Source organism: Rhizobium sp. UFLA01-1127, from assembly GCF_059803845.1.
The window spans coordinates 1-19361 of the sequence record NZ_JAUQTZ010000120.1; the positions used below are offsets into that span (position 1 = coordinate 1).

Genomic DNA, 19361 nt, shown 5'->3' on the forward strand with positions numbered 1-19361 from the left:
CAGCGCGTCCGCTACACCGGCCGTCCGGCTGCCGCCTCCCCGGCGACGGGCCTGATGTCCAAGCATCTGTCGCAGCTTGCGGCGTTCCTCGAGGACGCGCTCGGCGGTTGAGGGATTGCGCGATGGCCTATTTTCATCTGAAACTTGTGCCGCCGCGCCCCAGCTTCCCGCATGACGGCACGGAGGAGGAGATGGCCGCCATGCAGCAGCACGCCGCCTATTGGCGCGAACATGCGAGTGCCGGAACGGCAATTGTCGTCGGCCCGGTCTTCGCGGCCGATGGTGCTTTCGGCATGGCTGTCGTCGAGGCGGAGCATGCCGATGCGGCCAAGTCGCTTGGCGATGCCGATCCCGTCCTTCTCGCCGGGCTCGGTTTCCATATCGAAATCTCGCCGATGCCCTCACTCATTCTCCGGCCGTCCGTCGCCGGTAATTCTATCTAAGTCATAACGACGAAAAATCAGGATCTGAACAATGGCCACTGAAATCCGCGTTCCTACCCTCGGCGAATCCGTCAGCGAAGCGACCGTCGGTACCTGGTTCAAGAAGGTCGGCGATGCCATCAAGGCCGATGAGCCGCTTCTCGAACTCGAAACCGACAAGGTAACGATCGAAGTTCCGGCGCCTTCCGCCGGCACACTTTCCGAAATCGTCGCCCAGGCCGGCGAAACAGTAGGCCTCGGTGCGCTGCTCGGCCAGATCTCCGCCGGCAATGGCGCTGCCGCCGCTCCGGCACAGGCCCCTGCACCGGCTGCCGCCGCTGCACCGGCTGCAGCTCCCGCCGTTTCCGCGCCGGCCTCTTCCATGCCGCCCGCACCGGCTGCCGGCAAGCTGCTTGCCGAAAACAATCTCTCCGCCGATCAGGTCGAAGGCAGCGGCAAGCGCGGCCAAGTCCTGAAGGGCGATGTGATCGCTGCCGTCGCAAAGGCTGCTTCGGCTCCGGCCGCCGCACCGGCCGCACCCGTTGCCGCCCGCGCCCCGACCGCGGTCGAGGACGTCAGCCGCGAAGAGCGCGTGAAGATGACCCGCCTGCGCCAGACGATCGCCAAGCGCCTCAAAGATGCGCAGAATACCGCCGCCATGCTCACCACCTACAACGAGGTGGACATGAAGGCCGTCATGGACCTGCGCAACAAGTACAAGGACATCTTCGAGAAGAAGCATGGCGTGAAGCTCGGCTTCATGGGCTTCTTCACCAAGGCCGTCACGCACGCGCTGAAGGAATTGCCTGCCGTCAACGCAGAGATCGACGGCACCGACATCATCTACAAGAACTACTGCCACGTCGGCATGGCTGTCGGCACCGACAAGGGCCTCGTCGTTCCCGTGATCCGCGATGCAGACCAGATGTCGATCGCAGAAGTCGAGAAGGAGCTTGGCCGTCTGGCAAAGGCTGCTCGCGACGGCACGCTGGCGATGGCCGACATGCAGGGCGGCACCTTCACGATTACCAATGGCGGCGTCTACGGTTCGCTGATGTCCTCGCCGATCCTCAATGCGCCGCAGTCCGGCATTCTCGGCATGCACAAGATCCAGGAGCGTCCGGTCGCCATCGGCGGCCAGGTCGTCATCCGCCCGATGATGTATCTGGCGCTCTCCTACGATCATCGTATCGTCGACGGCAAGGAAGCAGTTACCTTCCTCGTGCGCGTCAAGGAAAGCCTGGAAGATCCGGAACGTCTCGTTCTCGATCTCTAAGGGGGAGCGTTGGATCATGTCGACATGGCCCAAGCGGACGCTGCGCGGATTGTTGTGCGCCGTCGCCGCATGGGTGCCATCGTCCGCCGGCGCGGCCGAGCTCGACATCTCCAAGCTCAGCAGCAATTTGGATCTGGCGTCGCTTGGCGACGCCGATCTTGCCGCCCGCTCGATCAACGTCCTTCGCATGGGTAAGGTGGAGCTGACCTCGGGGCGCATCGTCGCCAGCGATCCGCTCGTCGGGCCTGATCGCCCGGCACTTACGCGCACCGTTTCGCCCGGCGATTATCCCGTCACGCTCTATCAAGCCTTCGGCCGCATCGCCGCAGCCGGCATGCGCTTTGCCGAGGGCAAGCCCGTGCGCTGGGAGCTCGCCGTGATACCGGGCCAGGATGTCAAGTCGCTGAAAAGCGATGAGTTCTTCGGCTATCCGGTCGATGCCGGTCTCGGCTGCTACATGGATGCGGATACCTATGTGCTGATCCAGGAGCGCGAAAAGCAGGTCCAGGCGGAGAAATCGTCAGCGGATATCAACTACTACGATGACGTTCTGGCATCCGAACTGGAGGCCAACAGCGACAATTATGTCATGCATCGGCCGATAGCGGGCAAGCGCGGCAATGTCGCGGTCTTCTGGAGCGGCTGGGGCGATGGTTTCTATCCGGTTTTCTGGGGGCTTGACGCCGGCGGCCGGCCGCTGGTTCTGTTCACCGATTTCGGCGTGACTGAAAATGCCGATGGCCGGCGCGAGCCCGGAGGTGAATGATCATGCCGGCAATATCGACCATGGCAAGACAGACGCCTGTGTGTGGGGCAATATTGGTTTTCGCGGTCAATCCGCTGCCTTCCCTTGCGGCTGAATGTGTGCAGGAAAAGGCTGTCTATGTCGATATGGACAATGCCTATGAGCTGCGCTTCGAGGCCATGGGTTCGGAATCGTCTGTCAGCAACAGGTTCAAGCTTGCCGTGCGAAATACCGCCATCGTGGCCGAGGGCGTCGTCATGCGCAGCGACGATCAGCTGCGCTCCGACGGCCGGATCATGTTCGAATGTCCCGAGGGTGATGTGACCGGAGCGGATCTCAGGGCCTGCACCGTTTGGCAGGGCATGGTCTACGCCTCCGATCTGAAAGGGCATATCCGTGCACTGCCGGCGGAAGGCGAGAGCGCGGCCGACCGGCTTTTCCTGCCGGCGCTCGGTCCATCGATCCAGAAATCGTCTCTATGGGGCAAGGGCAAGGCAACCGTCGCGCCCTGGGATGTCCTCAGCCTGAAAGGATGCTACCAATGACCGAGAATGCTGCCGTTCTTCTCGTAACTGGTGGTAGCCGTGGCATTGGAGCTGCGATTTGCCTGGCTGCCGCTCGGCATGGCTGGGCCGTGGCGGTCAATTACGCGTCCAACAGGGATGCGGCCGAGGCTGTGGTGAGGACGATCCGCGATGCCGGCGGCGAGGCGATTGCGGTCCCCGGTGATGTCGGCAAGCCCAGAGATATCAAATCCATCTTCGCCAAGATCGACGCGCATTTCGGGCGGATCGACGGGCTCGTCAACAATGCCGGCATCGTCGACATCATCCAGCGCCTGGACGAGATGACGCCGGAGCGGATCGACCGCATGTTCCGCATCAATGTCACCGGCTCGATGCTGGCGGCGGCCGAAGCCGTGCGCCGCATGTCGACCCGGCACGGCGGCAAGGGCGGAGTGATCGTCAATGTCTCCTCCATGGCGGCCACGCTCGGCGGCGGCGGACAATATGTCGATTATGCCGCCTCCAAAGGCGCGATCGATACGTTCACGGTGGGCCTTGCACGCGAGGTGGCGGCGGAAGGTATCCGCGTCAACGCCGTCCGGCCCGGCATCATCGACACCGATATCCATGCTGCCGCCGGGCTGCCGGATCGGGCTCGCGACATCGCTCCGCAGCTGCCGATGAAGCGGGCAGGAACCTCCGACGAAGTCGCCGATTCCATCCTCTACCTGCTCAGCCCACATGCATCCTATATAACGGGTGCCGTGCTCGACGTGAGCGGCGGTCGCTGACCGGAAAGGGTCGATAAATGCAATATATTCTCGAATTCCTCGGCCTAATGGCGGTGTTCTCGATTTTCATCGTCGTCCCGGGCGCCGATTTCGCCGTCATCCTGCGCCAGAGCATCGTGCATGGCCGCCGCGCCGCCATGATGACCGGGCTCGGCATGGGCTTCTCGCTGCTTTTTCACATCAGCTACACCATTCTCGGCCTCGGGCTGATCGTGTCGCAGTCGCTGATGCTTTTCAGCATGATCAAATGGGCCGGCGTTCTCTATCTCGTCTATCTCGGCATCAAGTCCTTCCGCCAGGCGGGCTTTCAGGTGAAGGATGTCCAGATCACCGAGGAAGACCGCAAGCCGGTTTCGGTCTGGCGGTGCCTGGCGACGGGTTTCATCACCAACGCGCTCAACCCGAAGCCGGTGCTGTTCTTCCTGTCGCTGTTTTCGACGCTCGTTCATCACGACACGCCCGCGCTCATCCAGTTCAGCTACGGCATCGGCATGGCAACCGCGCTTATCGCCTGGTTTGCCGGCGTTTCCACCTTCTTCACCGTCAAGCCGGTGCGCGATCGTTTCATTGCGTCAGGCAAATGGTTCAACCGCATCACCGGAGCGGCGCTCGTCGGCTTCGGCATCCGCCTCGCCTTGGCACGGGCGACCGACTAACAAAAGATACTAAACAAGGAAATTAAAACATGTCCTACGATGTGATCATTATCGGAACCGGCCCCGGCGGCTATGTCTGCGCGGTCAAGGCGGCGCAGCTCGGCCTGAAGGTCGCGGTCGTCGAAAAGCGGGCGACCTATGGCGGTACCTGCCTCAACGTCGGCTGCATCCCGTCCAAGGCACTGCTGCACGCTTCCGAAGTGTTCCATCATGCCGGCCATGGCATGGATGCCCTCGGCGTCGAAGTCGGCGCACCGACGCTCAATCTCGAAAAGATGCTGGCGCACAAGGACGCGACGGTTAAGTCGAACGTCGACGGCGTCGCCTTCCTCTTCAAGAAGAACAAGATCGATGCCTTCCAGGGCACCGGCAAGATCGTTTCGGCCGGCAAGGTTTCCGTCACGGCCGATGATGGCAAGGTGACAGAGATCGAAGGCAAGAACATCGTCATCGCCACCGGTTCGGATGTTGCGGGCATCCCGGGTGTTCCGCTCGAGATCGATGAGAAGGTCATCATCTCCTCGACCGGCGGCATTGCGCTCGACAAGGTGCCGGGCAAGATGATCGTGGTCGGCGGCGGCGTCATCGGCCTCGAGCTCGGCTCGGTCTGGTCGCGTCTCGGCGCCAAGGTCACCGTCGTCGAATATCTCGACACCATCCTCGGCGGCATGGACGGCGAAGTCTCCAAGCAGTTCCAGCGCATGCTGGCCAAGCAGGGTCTTGAGTTCCATCTCGGCGCCAAGGTGGTCGGCGTGGAAAAAACCGGCAGTGGCGCAAAGGTCACGTTCGAGCCGGTCAAGGGCGGCGATAAGGTCATGCTCGATGCCGATGTCGTTCTCGTTGCCACCGGCCGCAAGCCGTACACGGCGGGTCTCGGCCTCGAAGAAGCCGGCGTTACGCTCGACAATCGCGGCCGCGTCGAAATCGACGGCCACTTCAAGACCAATGTCGCCGGCATCTATGCCATCGGCGATGTCGTGAAGGGTCCGATGCTCGCGCACAAGGCGGAAGACGAGGGCGTCGCCCTTGCCGAAATCCTCGCCGGCCAGGCCGGCCATGTGAACTATGACGTCATTCCGGGCGTCGTCTACACGCAGCCGGAAGTCGCCTCCGTCGGCAAGACCGAGGAAGAGCTGAAGGCCGCAGGCATTGCCTACAAGGTCGGCAAGTTCCCGTTCTCGGCCAACGGCCGCGCCCGCGCCATGCTGGCGACGGAGGGTTTCGTCAAGATTCTCGCCGACAAGGAAACGGACCGCGTTCTCGGTGGCCATATCGTCGGCTTCGGCGCCGGCGAAATGATCCATGAGATCGCCGTCCTGATGGAATTCGGCGGTTCGTCGGAAGATCTCGGCCGCACCTGCCATGCGCATCCCACCATGTCGGAAGCCGTGAAGGAAGCCGCACTCGCCACCTTCTTCAAGCCGATCCATATGTAAGACCCGCATTCCGGCCGAGTAGTCGCCGGGATTGCAATGCTTGCCTGATGATGCGATGTACGGCGCTCCCGTGCATCGCATCATCCATTCGTTCTCACCGCCAGAGCAAGCATGTCACGTCAGATCCTATCCGTTCGCGCATCTCTAAAACTCTTCATTGCAGTGACGTTCGCATCCCTCGCGTTCGTTGCAGCGCCGGCCCTGGCCGAAGCGCCGGCCGCGAACTGGCCCCAGGCGGTCAGCGACCTGCCGGTAGAGCAGGGAATCCGCTTCGGCACCTTGCCGAACGGCATGCGCTATGCCGTTATGCACAATGCGACGCCTGCCGGTCAGGTGGCGATCCGCTTTCGTATCGGTGCCGGCTCCCTGCAGGAACGCGATGACCAGCAGGGGCTGGCGCATTTCCTCGAGCACATGGCTTTCAAGGGATCGACCCATGTTCCCGAGGGCGAGATGGTGCGCATTCTTCAGCGTCTCGGCCTCGCTTTTGGCGCGGATACCAACGCGTCCACCAGCTATGGCGAGACGGTTTATGCGCTGGATTTGCCGGAAGCCAATCCGGAGACGGTTTCGACAGGGCTGATGCTGATGCGCGAGACGGCGAGCGAGCTGACGCTCGATGCCGGTGCCTTCGGCCGCGAGCGCGGCGTCATCCTTTCGGAAGAGAAACTGCGCGACACGCCGCAATATCGCGGCGGGACCGGTCTCCTTGCGCAACTGCTGCCGGGCCAGCGCGTGCCGCAGCGTCCGCCCATCGGCAAGATCGATATCATCAGCAACGCCCCGGTTGATCTGGCGCGGGACTTCTACCGCACTTACTATCGTCCGGAGCGCGCAACGCTGGTCGTCGTCGGCGATGTCGATGCCGCGGCCATCGAAGCCGATATCCGCAACCGATTTGGCAATTGGACTGCCGCCGCACCTGCACCGGCCGACACCGGTCTCGGTACGCTCGAAAAACATGGAGAGCGTGTCGGCACGGTCGTCGTGCCTGGCGGCGCGACCCGCGTGCAGATTGCCTGGACCCGCCCCTGTGATGCCTCGCCGGATACGGTTGCCAAGCGACGCGCGCAGTTGGTCGAGGATATCGGCCTTGCCGTTCTCAACCGGCGCCTGTCCATTTTGGCGCAGCAGCCCAATCCGCCTTTCGTCAGCGCGCAGGCCGGTGCCCAGGATCTGCTCAAGTCGGCCCATGTCGCGATGGTTGCCGCCGATAGCGATCCGACCAAATGGCGGGCCGCCCTTGCAGCCCTCGATCAGGAACAGCGCCGCCTTGCGCAGTTCGGCGCCGGCCAAAGCGAGATCGACCGCGAAATTGCCGAATCCCGTTCCACCCTGCAGGCGGCGGCAGGCGGAGCCGTCACGCGCGCGAGCCCGGATATTGCCGCATCGCTCAGCTGGAGTGTCGGAGAGAACCTGGTTTTTACCTCACCTGCAGACGATCTTGCACTCTTTGACGCAGCGACGAAGGGCTTGACCGCGGATGACGTCAACAAGGCTCTTCGGCGCGTCTTCACCGGCAACGGTCCGCAGCTCGTGCTGCAGATTCCGCAAATGCCTGACGGCGGGAGCGCTGCCGTCGAGAAGGCCTATGCGGAGTCGCGCGCCGTGGCGGTGGCGGCGCCGGAACATACCGCGTCGGCTGCCTGGCCCTACGCCGATTTCGGACAGTCGGGAAGCGTGGCGGAGCAGCGCGAGGTCCGTGACCTCGGTATTACCATGGTCCGTTTTGCCAACGGCGTCCGGTTGACGATCAAGCCGACGAAGCTTCGCGCCGACGAGGTGCTGGTGCGTGCCAATGTCGGCCATGGCCGGTTGGATCTGCCAGGTGATCGGCCGCTGCCCATCTGGGCAGCACCGGCGCTGCCGCTGTCCGGTCTGCAAGCCATCAGCTATGACGACATTCAGAAGGCCTTTGCCGCAAAGGTGGTTGCCAACGAGTTTGCCATCCAGGATGGCGCCTTCAAATTCGACGGTATTACGCGGCCGGGCGATCTGCTGGCGCAGCTGCAGCTTCTGGCGGCTGCCGTCTCCGATCCGGCTTACCGTCCGGACGTTTTCAGACGTGTCCAGCAGGCCTATCTGAACGGTCTCGCCCAGCTTCAGGCGACACCGGGCAGCGTGGTCGGGCGCGATCTTCCCGGCCTGCTGCATTCCGATGATCCGCGGTGGGTATTTCCGGACCGGACCCAGTTGCTCGACGCCAAACCGGAGGACTTCGCGGCGTTCCTGCGGCCGCTTCTTTCCAAAGGACAGATCGAGATCATCATCGTCGGCGACATCGAGGTGGCGGATGCCATCCGCATGACCGCGCAGACCTTCGGTGCGCTGCCGCCCCGGGGCGGCGGGCAGGATCGGATCGATGGTGCGGGCGTGCATTTTCCTGCACCGACGAAAGACCCGGTCGTGCGGATTCACGACGGGCGAAGCGACAGCGCAGCCGCTGCCGTTGCCATGCCGATCGGCGATTTCCTGTCCGATCTGCCGCGGGCGGCTGCGGCCAATGTCGTCGGCGCGATCCTGCGGAACCGTCTGATCGACCAGTTCCGTCTTGCGGAAGGAGCAACCTACAGCCCCCAGGGCGATGTCGATCTATCGCAGTCGATCTCGGGCTATGGTTTTGCCTATGTCTATGCCGAGACGACTCCAGACAAGGTGGAGCATTTCTTCGACCTGGTGGACAAGATCGCCGCTGATTTGCGGCAGGGGGATGTTTCGCCGGATGAGCTTGCGCGGGCCAAGGCTCCGATCGTCGAAGAGGTAAAACGCTCGCAGCAGACCAATGACTACTGGCTCCAGAGCCTTCATGGCGCCCAAACGGATGAGCGGCGCCTCATGCGAATCCGCAACAGCGTCAACGATTACCAGGCCGTGTCGGCACAGGATGTACGCGCCGTCGCAACGACATATCTGAAGCCGGGCACGTCGTGGCGGTTGAAGATATTGCCGGCTAACGGATCGGCCGTACGCTAGCTTGTCATCTGCTGGCCAAATTGCCGCAGCCCAAGTTTGCCGATCGGGTAGCATCGCAATGTGTGGTAGCTTGCGGACGTCGAATAAAGGCGGATGAAACCATGTCTGCAAGGCCTTTGATGGTAAAGCCCCTTATGCCGCATCCGGCGCTGCCGGATGCCGATTGGGCCGACTGCTATGAGCTGAATATCCCGAACTCGGATCTGACGGCCATTGCCGCGGCCCGAGCGATGCTCAGCCGCTTTCCGTTTTGGGTGCGGCTGCTGATCCGGGTGCGAGATGCTGTAACGGGCCTGTTCGGCTTGAGATCCAGCAGCGACCTTCGGGCGGAAGAGCTGGAAAAGATCGGATTCTTTCCCGTCATCAGCAAGTCCGACAATCAGGTCGTGCTCGGGTTCGACGATCGGCATCTCGATTTTCGAGTCGTCATCGATGTGCGGAACGACGATCAAGGGCGCCGGCTGGTCGATGCCACGACGCTCGTCAGGCGGAAAATATTGCTTGGCCGGGTCTATCTCGCAATCATCACGCCATTCCATCGGCTGATCGTCGCGGCGACGCTTTGCGATTTGGGCAAGCGGATGCGAGCGGTCAGTTCACCGCCGTCACTGTAAAGCCCTGCTTGCGCAGCAGTGCCACCAGACCCTGATCACCGACGAGATGAAGTGCGCCGACGGCGATAAAGGCGTTTCCCTTGTCGAGGACCGGGGCTGCGCGCGTCGCCATGACCTTGTTGCGGTCAAGGATGATGCGCTGCTCGAAGGCGGCGGTATCGTCGTCCGTGATCTTCTGGTCCGGCTCGATCACCTTCAGCATCGGGATCATCGCGCCGATATTGCCGGCGGTGTAGAGGCCGGTCATGGTTTCGTTGACGTCGTTGATCTTGTCGCCCAGTTCGAGCGTCTGCATCAGCGACTTCAGATGCAGCGCGACCGGCAGATCGCTCATGGCTTTGGCCTGCTCGGCCAGCGTCTCGAGACCGACGACCTTCTTGCCTTTCGCCGCTGCATCGCTCGCCAGTTTCTGGTCGAGGAATTTTGCGCCCGCCGTCTTGCGGCGAACTTCGCAGCCCGTCATTTCGAAGGAGCTCGAGATAAGCCAGGGCTGCATGCGCGAGACGGCGGCGAGCGTCAGGCCGCGCTCCTTCAATCCGGCTTCCAGACGGACATTGTCTTCGGGCGACAGATGCTCGCTTATGGTGGAACCATCGGTGAGCATGGTGAGTGAAGGATTAGCAAAAAGGGCCGCGGCCGCCTTCTTGTCATCTAGGATTTCATCGGATTCGACGACGATCGTGTCGGCGGAGGCCGCGGCATCCGCAGCCCCCTTCGGCATGGTAAGCACGCGCGAATCCGAGACATGCATGGTGCCAAGCAACCAGGAAGGCTTCAGGCCGGGCTTTTCGATCTTCCAGAAGATGCCCTTGCCATTCTCCACCTTTTCGCCGGCGGCGATGATGAAGGCGTATTTTGCCGGATCGGTCTTCTGCAGCTCCGCCATCAGATCCTTGCCGCCGCAGCTGTCGGACACTGCGCCTTCGGCGTGCGCCGGCTGCAGCGTCAGCATGGTCGCGATCAGCAGGATGGCGAGCAGCAACGGAACGGCTGTGGCAAGCCAGAGCAGCATGTCACCAAGCGTCGGCTTCATCGACCGCATCGTCTTGGACCCAAGGGCAGAAATCATCAGAATCTTCCGTTCGCAGAGAGCATGACCGCTAACGCCCGAAAGCGGCTTTCAGGAGGCATGTCGGGACCTGGTTCTGCTCTACGCGAACGAGACGGAAATTCCCTTAACGCGAGAGGTTAATCTTTCCTTACGCGCGCGGATGAGCGCGATCGTAGACCTCGAGCAGACGCGAGGAATCGACGCCGGTATAGACCTGCGTCGTGGAGAGGCTGGCGTGGCCGAGCAGCTCCTGAATGGTGCGCAGATCGCCGCCTCCGGCAAGCAGATGGGTGGCGAAGGAATGGCGAAGTGCATGCGGAGTCGCCGTATCCGGCAGGCCGAAAGCGCCGCGCAATTTCTGCATGCCGTGCTGGATGATGCCCGGCTGCAGCTTGCCGCCGCGCGCGCCGCGAAAGAGCGGACCGTCCGGATCGAGATGGTAAGGACAAATCTTGCGATAGTGGTCGACGGCCTCGATGACGATCGGAAGCAGCGGCACCAGCCGCGTCTTGTTTCCCTTGCCGGTGATGCGCAGCGAGGTTGCGCCTTGTGGAAAATCCTGCGGCTTCAGATCCAGGGCTTCCGAGATGCGCAGGCCGCAGCCGTAAAGCAGCGTCAGCACGGCGGCATCGCGTGCGGCGATCCAAGGTTCCTCATGCAGTTGCGCCTCATCACTGACGACGGTAACCGCTTGTCTGTCGGAAAGCGGCTTCGGAAGCGATTTCGGCTGTTTCGGCGAACGCACCGCGGCTGCACCCGCAGCATTCACCAAGCCTTTCTTTTCAAGATAGCGCAAGAGCGAACGAAGCCCGGCGAGATTTCGCCCGAGCGAACGAGCGCCCGCGCCGTCCTTTCGGCGCGAGGCAAGAAAAGCGCGGAAGTCGGCAGGGCGCAGCGCATGAATATCCTCGATCGTCGCCGGGCCACCGAGATGGCTGGTAAGAAAGATCAAAAACTGCCGCGTATCGCGCTCATAGGCACTCAGCGTATGGGCCGAGAGCCGTCGCTCCTGGCCGAGCGCATCGAGCCAGCGGCTGCGTTCCGCCATCAACTCTGGGTCGGCGATGATCAATAATTCGTTCAGTGGAAAACCCCTTGAAATTCGGATTCCTTCTGCCACTTTGAAGTAAGGAAGGTTATGGAATCGCTAACTTTCCCGCCGCTGTGTGCGCGTCTCTCCAGGTGCGCAGGGTGCAGAGGCCATTAGAAAAACAGCATGCAAGCCGTTTCCAAGTCTCCGATGGTTAGACGGCTATATGCGAGGCGCTTGTCATGCTTCGATCATATTCGATTGCGATAGAATATATCCCAACCATTCAGGATACTTCATGGCACGCCGCGGTTCGATAACTGCACTGGGACAGATTGCAGAAGCAATCGCTTTGGTCTCCCAGGGACAGCCGGGACATATCGTCGATACGTTGATCGCCGAACGCGGTCAGAAGATCGTCCGCAACCCGCTCTGGCCGCTGATGCGCCCGTTTCTCTACACGCTGCTGCGTTACAACAAGGCGATCGAATTCGCCGATGATGTCGCCAAGCTTTCGGGTTTCCAGTGCTTCGAATATATGAGCGATCTGCTGCGGCTCGACATCGGCGTCACCCATGCCGACCGCATTCCCGCTTCCGGCGGTTTCATTCTCGTCAGCAACCATCCCACCGGCATTGCCGACGGCGTCGCCGTCTTCGATCTCCTGAAATCACGCCGGCCCGATATGATGATTTTTGCCAATCGCGATGCCGTGCGGGTCAATCCGCGCTTTGCCGAGATGATCATCCCGGTCGAGTGGCGCGAGGAACATAAGAGCAAGCCGAAGACGCGTGAGACCCTGCAGCTGACCAACCGCGCCGTCGCCGACGGCAAGATCACGGTGCTGTTTCCTTCCGGCCGCATCGCCTATTGGGCGAACGGCAAGCTGAACGAGCGCCCGTGGAAGACATCGGCCGTGGGTCTCGCGCGCAAATACAATCTGCCGATCCTGCCCGTGCATCTGACGGCGCGCAATTCCGGCCTGTTCTATTGGTTCGCCAAGTGGTCGACGGAGCTGCGCGACATGACCGTCTTCCACGAGCTGCTCAACAAGCGCGGCGACCGGTTCGATTTCCTCGTCGGCAATCTCATTCCCGTCGAGCATCTGGACGGGGATGTCAACGAGGTGACGAGGGCACTGGAGAGGCACACCGTCTTCGATCTTGCGGCGGATGGAAACGCAACCTTCTCGCCGCTGGTTCCTCCGAACCAGCACGAGCCTCTGGTTTCGCATTCTCTTTAATATCGGAATCGGCTAAACCGCGTGGCATGCAGCTACGCTCCATGTTTGCACGGAATTATCGTTCCCTGCGCTCGATCCGAATGGATCTTGCCGATGTGAACCTTTTCATCGGCGAGAACGGGGTGGGCAAGTCCAACCTCTATCGTTCTTTGCAGCTGGTGCAGGCCGCGGTTCGCGGCAGGCTGGCGCATGAAATCTCCAGCGAAGGCGGCATGTTCTCGGCCATGTGGTCGGGCAAGCGTCGCTCGCATGAACCCGCCCGCGTCCGCTTCGATGTCGAGCTGCTCGACATGGAGCGGGCGGCGACCTTTCGCTACTGGATCGAGGCGGGCATGCGGCCGCCGGCTGCTGCGGGTTTTCCTTTGGAGCCGCAGATCAAGGCCGAGGAACTTTCCGTCGAAACCGGACGGCGGCCGGTGACGATGATGAAGCGCGATGGTCCCGGCATTTCCGTGCGAGGCGGGAATGGCCGCATGGAGCAGCATCGCGAGCAGGCTTTGACTTCGGAAACTGCGATCGCACTGCTTGGCGATGCTGGATATTTTCCGGAGGTCGGCACCTTCCGGCGCGCCGTCGATGCTTGGCGCTTCTTTCGCGGCTTTCGCACCGATCGCGGCTCGCCGCTGCGCGCGCCTTGCCTCGCTGTAACGTCGCCGATGCTGGACGAGGACGGCGCCAATATCGCCGCCGTTTTCGCGACGCTCGTGCATACGCGCGAAGATACCGCCGAGCTGGACCGGGTTCTCGCCGCGGCGCTCGGCGGGGCGCGGCTCGTCGTTCCCGAGCCGCAGGAAACGGCGGATTTCGGGCTGATGCTGCCCGAGTTTCCCAACCGCACCTTCCAGCCGCGCGAGCTGTCTGACGGCCAGATCCGGTTCCTTGGTCTCGCCGCGGCCTTGATGTCCTACCGCTTGCCGCCGCTGATCGCGCTCAACGAACCGGAGGCGAGCCTGCATCCGGACATGCTGCCGCCGCTTGCCGACATGATCGCACAGGCGGCAAAGACGAGCCAGATCTGGATCGTCACCCATTCAGAACGTCTGGCGGAGGCCGTGCGGGAGCGCTGCGGCGCCAAGCCGCGCCGGGTGATCCGTGAGGACGGTTCCACCTGGATCGACGGCATGCGGCTGATGGGCGTGATCGACGATGACGATGAATAGCGGCGATCCGGCAAGGCGGGTTTTCTTTTGCGTCTGTCCGGGGCATGGTCTGGCGCAATGAGCAAAGATTCTTCCGATCTGTTCGGTGCGCTTTTCGAGGCGGCGCCCGCGAAACCTGTGATGAGCCGTACCGTGCCCGTTCTCGTGCCGATGCCGGCGCCGAGGGCCTATTCCTATGCCGTGCCGGAGGGCATGGCGGTGGAGCCGGGCTCGGTCGTGCAGGTGCCGCTTGGGCCGCGGCAGGTCATCGGTGTCGTCTGGGATGGCGAGGATGATGGCGGGGTCGATCCGAAGAAGCTTCGGCCCATCAGCCATGTGTTCGATTGCCCGCCGCTCGGCAAGCACATGCGCGATTTCATCGACTGGGTTGCTTCTTATACGCTGTCGCCGCCGGGGCTCGTGGCACGCATGGCGCTCCGAGCGCCGGCTGCCTTCGATCCCGAGCCGATGGTGGAAGGCTTGCGCTTTATCGGCGGACAGCCGGAGCGGATGACCCCGGCCCGCGCCAAGGTGATGGAGATTGCTGCCGACGGGCTTTGCTGGACGCGGCTCGGCCTGGCGCATGCGGCGGGTGTGTCCACCAGCGTTGTCGATGGGCTGATTTCGCAGGGTATTTTCGAGACCATCTTCCTGCCGCCGCCGCCGGTCGTCGCCAAGCCCGATCCGGAATTCATCGTGTCGAGGCTGCAGGGGCCGCAGAGGCAAGCGGCCGACGAAGTCCTGGCAGACGTGCGCAAGGGCGAATTCGCGGTTTCCCTTATCGACGGCGTTACCGGCTCCGGCAAGACGGAGGTCTATTTCGAGGCCATTGCCGAAACGCTGAGGCGCGGTAAGCAGGTGCTGATCCTGCTGCCGGAGATCGCGCTGACGGCAAGCTTTCTCGAACGCTTCCAGGATCGCTTCGGCGCCAAGCCGGCCGAATGGCATTCCGATCTGGCGCCGCGCATGCGTGAAAAAGTCTGGCGTCAGGCGGTTACCGGCGAGGTGCGGGTCGTGGCTGGGGCGCGCTCGGCGCTCTTCCTGCCTTTCGAGGATCTCGGCTTGATCATCGTCGATGAAGAGCATGACCCCGCCTACAAGCAGGAGGACCGCGTCTATTATAATGCGCGGGACATGGCAGTCGTGCGCGGCCGGATCGGCGATTTTCCCGTGGTGCTGGTGTCGGCGACGCCTTCGGTCGAAAGCCAGGTCAACGGTCAGAGCGGGCGCTATACGACAATCCACCTGCCGACGCGCTTTGGCGATGCGGCACTTCCCGATCTGCACCTGATCGATATGCGCCGGCATGCGCCGGAGCGCGGCGGCTTTCTTTCGCCCGTCATGATCCGCGCGATCGGCAAGACGGTTGCCAAGGGCGAGCAGGCGCTGCTGTTTCTCAACAGGCGCGGCTATGCGCCCCTGACGCTCTGCCGCGTCTGCGGCCACCGGTTCCAATGCCCGCAATGTTCGAGCTGGCTGGTGGAACACCGGTTCCGCAACCAGATCCAATGCCATCAATGCGGCTATGCCGAGCGTACGCCGGAGGCCTGCCCCGAATGCGGCACGCTCGACCACCTCGTCGCCTGCGGACCGGGTGTCGAACGCATCGCCGAGGAGGTGGAGCGGCATTTTCCCGAAGCGCGGACGATCGTGCTCTCCTCCGACATCATGGGCGGCGTCAAGCGGCTGAGACTGGAGCTCGACGCGATCGCCAAGGGCGAGGCGGACATCGTCATCGGCACGCAGCTCGTCGCCAAGGGCCACAATTTTCCGCTTATGACGCTAGTCGGCATCGTCGATGCGGATCTCGGCCTAGCAAATGGCGATCCGCGCGCCGCCGAGCGGACGTTCCAGCTGCTGTCGCAGGTGACGGGACGCGCCGGGCGAACCGGTCTGAAAAGTCACGGCTTGCTGCAGACATACCAGCCGCAGCATCCGGTTATGCAGGCAATCGTATCGGGCGATGCCAGCGCCTTTTACGAGCGTGAGATTTCGGAGCGGGAAAAGGCCATATTGCCGCCCTTCGGCCGCCTCGCCTCGATCATCGTCTCCGCCGACAGCAGACAGGATGCCGAGACCCATGCGCGCGGCATGCGCAACGCTGCGCCGCAGGTGACAGGCATTTCGGTATTAGGCCCGGCCGAAGCGCCGATCGCGCTGGTGCGCGGGCGCCATCGTTTTCGCCTGCTCGTGCATGGCCGGCGCAATTCCGACATGCAGGGGTTCCTCCGGGCGATGCTGGCGCAGTCACCGAAGGAGCGCGGCTCCGTGCAGGTGCAGCTCGATATCGATCCGCAAAGCTTTCTGTAAGGCTACCAATTCGGTTCGATTTTATCGTCTGGCGACTTCGGCGCTGTTTGCTCCAATTCATGGGAGAGCTTTCGCAGGCCCTTCGGAATAGCGCCGAGTATGGCGTCGTCAAATCGAAGATGCGGCAGATAACGGCCTATCATGTTTGCGACCGCATGAGCCTGCGCTTCATCACGAAGCTTCTTCAGGGGGTCACGATCTTCCCGGCGTGAAAGCCAAAGCTTGTGCAAGGCAAAACTTCTGGGATCGGGGCAAGTATATCGTACGGGGTAGCCGCGTTCATCAAGGACAATAGCTGCCACTTTAGGGCTATTCACCAGCCATTGCAGACCTTCTATCTCGACGGCAGCCAGATCATCCTCATTCTGGCCGATACCGGCAGGTCTTGAATTGCTGACGGGATGCGATGGCATCGGACCGATCAAGTCGACAAGATATCCATCCTTGTTTGCCGCGCGGAAGCTCCGCTTGCCAAGTGGATGAAACGATTTGTCCGCGGTGCGCAAGACACCCATCAAGCCTTCCGCGCCGATATTCCTTCGCAAGAGATTGAGGTTTGTTCGCGCGTCGAAAAGCAGATCGATGTCGCCGGTCGCAAGCAGGCCACTGTCGATCCTGATGCCGCCAAGTCTTTCATAGAGAAAAAGCGCATTCGTGCCGACAATATCCAGGGCGTTGCCGATAAGGTCGGCCTTATTGAGCGCCCGCAGAATGCGCGCAGTTGTCAATGGCATCCTGCCAAGTCGCATAGCCCGGTTGATGGCCGCCATTTCATCGAGCTTGGTCGATAATGTGGCCAGATGCTGCCGACGTTCGTTTCTGCCCTCATGAAATTGCCGGTAAGTTTGCTCAGTGTCCGAAGAGCGTGGGCCAAGCGATTTCCATGCAGTCTTTGCCTTGCGATAAAGGTAGTCGCGCCCGGAAACCGTTTTCCATGCCATGGCGCCGGCAAATCGATGGGACAATTCGGCATTTACGGCGAGCCACGCCTCGAACAGCTGCTCCGTATCGATGGTCTGTCTTATTTGCTCGCTCTTTAATTCGCTGAAATAAAACAATTTATCCCTTTCTGAAAACGACTCTATTAAAAGGGGATAAATTCATTTCCGCAAAGAGGCGGCTTCAGCGGCAAATTATCCCTTTTTATTTGAGAATACCATCAAAAAGGGATAATGCATATAGTTTCAAAATATTAATTTGGCTGTAAACATCCCGCACCGAGGCGCTCTCATTCCGTATTCCCTCTTCTTGCGCTTCATGCCATATCTCCATTTCTTCCTGCGATTGATTTGATCGGGCTGATTTGGGGACGACCGATGGAGCTTTATTTTCCGACCGAATTCGGCGAGCGGCTTGCCTACTGTTCGGCTGCCATTACGGCGCTGATCGGCCTCTTCCTGATGTTCGCGCCGGGTTATACGTATCGCTTCCTCAAGCTGCAGGTGAGGGAAGACCGGTCGGAAGCCTACGCCGAAGCGCGTTCGGCTGGCGGCTTCATGGTCGGTTTCGGGCTGGTGGCGATCCTCTTGGCGCAGCCGATGATCTATCTCGCGCTCGGCGCCTCCTTCGGCGTCGCGGCGTTCGGTCGCATCCTGTCGCTGATGTCGGATCGCGGCAGCATATTTCTGAGTCTTCTCCTTCTGGTTGTGCAAACTGTGCTGGCTGCGCTACCTTTTCTCTACGGTCTTGGCTATATTTGAGCCGAAAATAGCTCCGGCGCGGCCTTTTTTGCCTGCGCTATCCCCATGCTTTATGAATTTTGACATCATAAATTCGCCCGAATGGCGTATTCGTCGAATACGCGTGTTGCGAGTCTCAATATCCTATGTTAGACGAACCCCGAATTTCGGATGAGGCGGGAGCGCGCTCCTGCTGATTTCTGGGGGAAATCAAAACGAATTCAAGGGCATATCGCTTCCGTCACCCGGAAGTTTGGTTCTTGGGTTGAAATCAGGGAATTTTGTGCCCGTGGCAGACACATCCCAGCATGTTTCTGGCGTTGCAGAACGATATGCCTCGTCGCTGTTCGAATTGGCTCTTGAAGAAGATGCCGTACCGGCAGTGACCGCCGATCTCGATCGGTTTCAAGCCATGCTCGAAGAAAGCGGCGATCTGAAGCGCTTTGTCCTCAGCCCGGTCTTTTCGGCTGAAGAGCAGGTCGGTGCGATTGAAGCGCTGGCAACGAAGGCCGGCTTCGGCGCCTATGTCGCCAACTTTCTGAAGCTTGTGGCCAGCAACCGGCGCCTTTTTGCGTTGCCGGGCATGATCAAGGCTTTCCGCGTCATTGCCGCACAGCATCGCGGCGAGATTTCCGCCGAGGTTACCTCGGCTCATGCGCTCACCCCGGCGCAGGAAGATGAATTGAAGGCGGCGCTGAAGGGCGTCACCGGCAAGGACGTGGCGATTGCCGTCACCGTCGATCCGTCGATCCTCGGCGGCCTGATCGTCAAGGTCGGTTCGCGTCAGATCGATACGTCCCTTCGCACCAAACTCTCCACCCTTAAGCTTGCATTGAAAGAGGTCGGCTGATGGATATCCGCGCCGCGGAAATTTCCGCAATTCTGAAAGATCAGATCAAAAACTTCGGCAAGGAAGCTGAAGTCTCCGAAGTCGGCCAGGTTCTCTCCGTCGGTGACGGTATCGCCCGCGTCTATGGTCTGGACAACGTTCAGGCCGGCGAAATGGTCGAATTCCCCGGCGGCATCCGCGGCATGGCCCTGAACCTCGAAGCCGACAACGTCGGTGTGGTTATCTTCGGCTCCGACCGCGACATCAAGGAAGGCGACACCGTCAAGCGCACCGGCGCGATCGTTGACGTTCCGGTCGGTCCGGAACTTCTCGGCCGCGTTGTCGACGCGCTCGGCAACCCGATCGACGGCAAGGGTCCGATCAATGCGACCCGCCGTTCGCGCGTCGACGTCAAGGCTCCCGGCATCATTCCGCGCAAGTCGGTTCATGAGCCGATGTCGACCGGCCTCAAGGCCATCGACGCTCTGATCCCGGTTGGCCGCGGCCAGCGCGAACTCGTCATCGGCGACCGTCAGACCGGCAAGACCGCCATCATCCTCGACACGATCCTGAACCAGAAGTCCATTCAGGATAATGGTCCGGACAGCGAAAAGCTCTTCTGCGTCTACGTCGCCGTCGGCCAGAAGCGCTCGACCGTTGC

At 61.5% G+C, this 19361-nt stretch carries 19 protein-coding genes; 16 read left to right on the forward strand and 3 right to left on the reverse strand.

The genetic code is table 11. The annotated features are described in order from the left end of the window. The 10 genes from Q4Q11_RS24190 to Q4Q11_RS24235 form a co-directional block, all read left to right on the forward strand. The coding region (locus tag Q4Q11_RS24190) for a hypothetical protein (protein ID WP_498571082.1) at positions 1–111 on the forward strand (111 nt) is incomplete at its 5' end. A gap of 11 nt (positions 112–122) precedes the next feature. Continuing rightward, the gene (locus tag Q4Q11_RS24195; protein WP_113215375.1) at positions 123–443 is read left to right on the forward strand and encodes a YciI family protein; all 321 of its coding nucleotides are present in this window, start codon (positions 123–125) and stop codon (positions 441–443) included. 31 nt (positions 444–474) lie between these two features. Next, the gene (gene odhB / locus Q4Q11_RS24200) at positions 475–1698 is read left to right on the forward strand and encodes a 2-oxoglutarate dehydrogenase complex dihydrolipoyllysine-residue succinyltransferase (protein ID WP_498571069.1); all 1224 of its coding nucleotides are present in this window, start codon (positions 475–477) and stop codon (positions 1696–1698) included. 16 nt (positions 1699–1714) lie between these two features. Then, positions 1715–2464 (forward strand): DUF4241 domain-containing protein, encoded by a 750-nt coding sequence (locus Q4Q11_RS24205; protein ID WP_498571070.1) that lies wholly within the window; start codon positions 1715–1717, stop codon positions 2462–2464. Next, positions 2461–2988, forward strand: coding sequence for a hypothetical protein (locus Q4Q11_RS24210; protein ID WP_498571071.1), 528 nt, complete (start codon positions 2461–2463; stop codon positions 2986–2988). The genes Q4Q11_RS24205 and Q4Q11_RS24210 overlap by 4 nt, the downstream gene beginning before the upstream one ends. Next, positions 2985–3740 (forward strand): SDR family oxidoreductase, encoded by a 756-nt coding sequence (locus tag Q4Q11_RS24215; protein WP_112504465.1) that lies wholly within the window; start codon positions 2985–2987, stop codon positions 3738–3740. The genes Q4Q11_RS24210 and Q4Q11_RS24215 overlap by 4 nt, the downstream gene beginning before the upstream one ends. A gap of 17 nt (positions 3741–3757) precedes the next feature. After that, positions 3758–4396, forward strand: a complete 639-nt coding sequence (locus tag Q4Q11_RS24220; RefSeq protein ID WP_113215372.1) for a LysE family transporter — start codon at positions 3758–3760, stop codon at positions 4394–4396. 29 nt (positions 4397–4425) lie between these two features. After that, positions 4426–5832 (forward strand): dihydrolipoyl dehydrogenase, encoded by a 1407-nt coding sequence (gene lpdA / locus Q4Q11_RS24225; protein ID WP_498571072.1) that lies wholly within the window; start codon positions 4426–4428, stop codon positions 5830–5832. 111 nt (positions 5833–5943) lie between these two features. Beyond that, a complete protein-coding gene (locus Q4Q11_RS24230; protein WP_498571073.1) occupies positions 5944–8805 on the forward strand; it encodes a M16 family metallopeptidase in 2862 nt (953 codons plus the stop codon). 101 nt (positions 8806–8906) lie between these two features. Next, a complete protein-coding gene (locus Q4Q11_RS24235) occupies positions 8907–9419 on the forward strand; it encodes a DUF2867 domain-containing protein (protein WP_498571074.1) in 513 nt (170 codons plus the stop codon). Here the strand turns inward: Q4Q11_RS24235 and Q4Q11_RS24240 are convergent. After that, positions 9397–10488, reverse strand: a complete 1092-nt coding sequence (locus tag Q4Q11_RS24240; RefSeq protein ID WP_498571075.1) for a TraB/GumN family protein — start codon at positions 10486–10488, stop codon at positions 9397–9399. The genes Q4Q11_RS24235 and Q4Q11_RS24240 overlap by 23 nt on opposite strands. Positions 10489–10618: 130 nt before the next feature. Further along, complete coding sequence (locus tag Q4Q11_RS24245; protein WP_112505301.1) at positions 10619–11554, reverse strand: tyrosine recombinase XerC; 936 nt, start codon at positions 11552–11554, stop codon at positions 10619–10621. Positions 11555–11798: 244 nt separating this feature from the next. Here Q4Q11_RS24245 and Q4Q11_RS24250 point away from each other — a divergent pair, with 244 nt between their 5' ends. From Q4Q11_RS24250 to Q4Q11_RS24260, 3 genes are read left to right on the forward strand one after another with little or no spacing between them, the layout of a single operon-like run. Further along, the gene (locus Q4Q11_RS24250; RefSeq protein WP_498571076.1) at positions 11799–12743 is read left to right on the forward strand and encodes a GNAT family N-acetyltransferase; all 945 of its coding nucleotides are present in this window, start codon (positions 11799–11801) and stop codon (positions 12741–12743) included. A 26-nt stretch (positions 12744–12769) separates the two neighbouring features. After that, positions 12770–13903: an AAA family ATPase gene (locus Q4Q11_RS24255; protein ID WP_498571077.1), complete on the forward strand. Its 1134-nt coding sequence runs from the start codon at positions 12770–12772 to the stop codon at positions 13901–13903. Positions 13904–13960: 57 nt separating this feature from the next. Continuing rightward, positions 13961–16192 carry a primosomal protein N' gene (locus tag Q4Q11_RS24260; protein WP_112504449.1) on the forward strand — a complete coding sequence of 744 codons (2232 nt, stop codon included), beginning with the start codon at positions 13961–13963 and terminating at the stop codon, positions 16190–16192. Positions 16193–16194: 2 nt separating this feature from the next. Here the strand turns inward: Q4Q11_RS24260 and Q4Q11_RS24265 are convergent, their stop codons facing one another. Beyond that, positions 16195–16920 carry a nucleotidyltransferase family protein gene (locus tag Q4Q11_RS24265; protein WP_498571078.1) on the reverse strand — a complete coding sequence of 242 codons (726 nt, stop codon included), beginning with the start codon at positions 16918–16920 and terminating at the stop codon, positions 16195–16197. A 588-nt stretch (positions 16921–17508) separates the two neighbouring features. Here Q4Q11_RS24265 and Q4Q11_RS24270 point away from each other — a divergent pair. The 3 genes from Q4Q11_RS24270 to Q4Q11_RS24280 all read left to right on the forward strand — a co-directional run. Next, positions 17509–17892, forward strand: coding sequence for an AGROH133_08824 family phage infection protein (locus Q4Q11_RS24270; RefSeq protein ID WP_498571079.1), 384 nt, complete (start codon positions 17509–17511; stop codon positions 17890–17892). Between the two features lie 262 nt (positions 17893–18154). Beyond that, positions 18155–18721, forward strand: coding sequence for a F0F1 ATP synthase subunit delta (locus tag Q4Q11_RS24275; protein WP_498571080.1), 567 nt, complete (start codon positions 18155–18157; stop codon positions 18719–18721). Further along, positions 18721–19361: F0F1 ATP synthase subunit alpha (locus Q4Q11_RS24280; protein WP_498571081.1), on the forward strand; the 641-nt coding region annotated here is incomplete at its 3' end. The genes Q4Q11_RS24275 and Q4Q11_RS24280, both read left to right, overlap by 1 nt.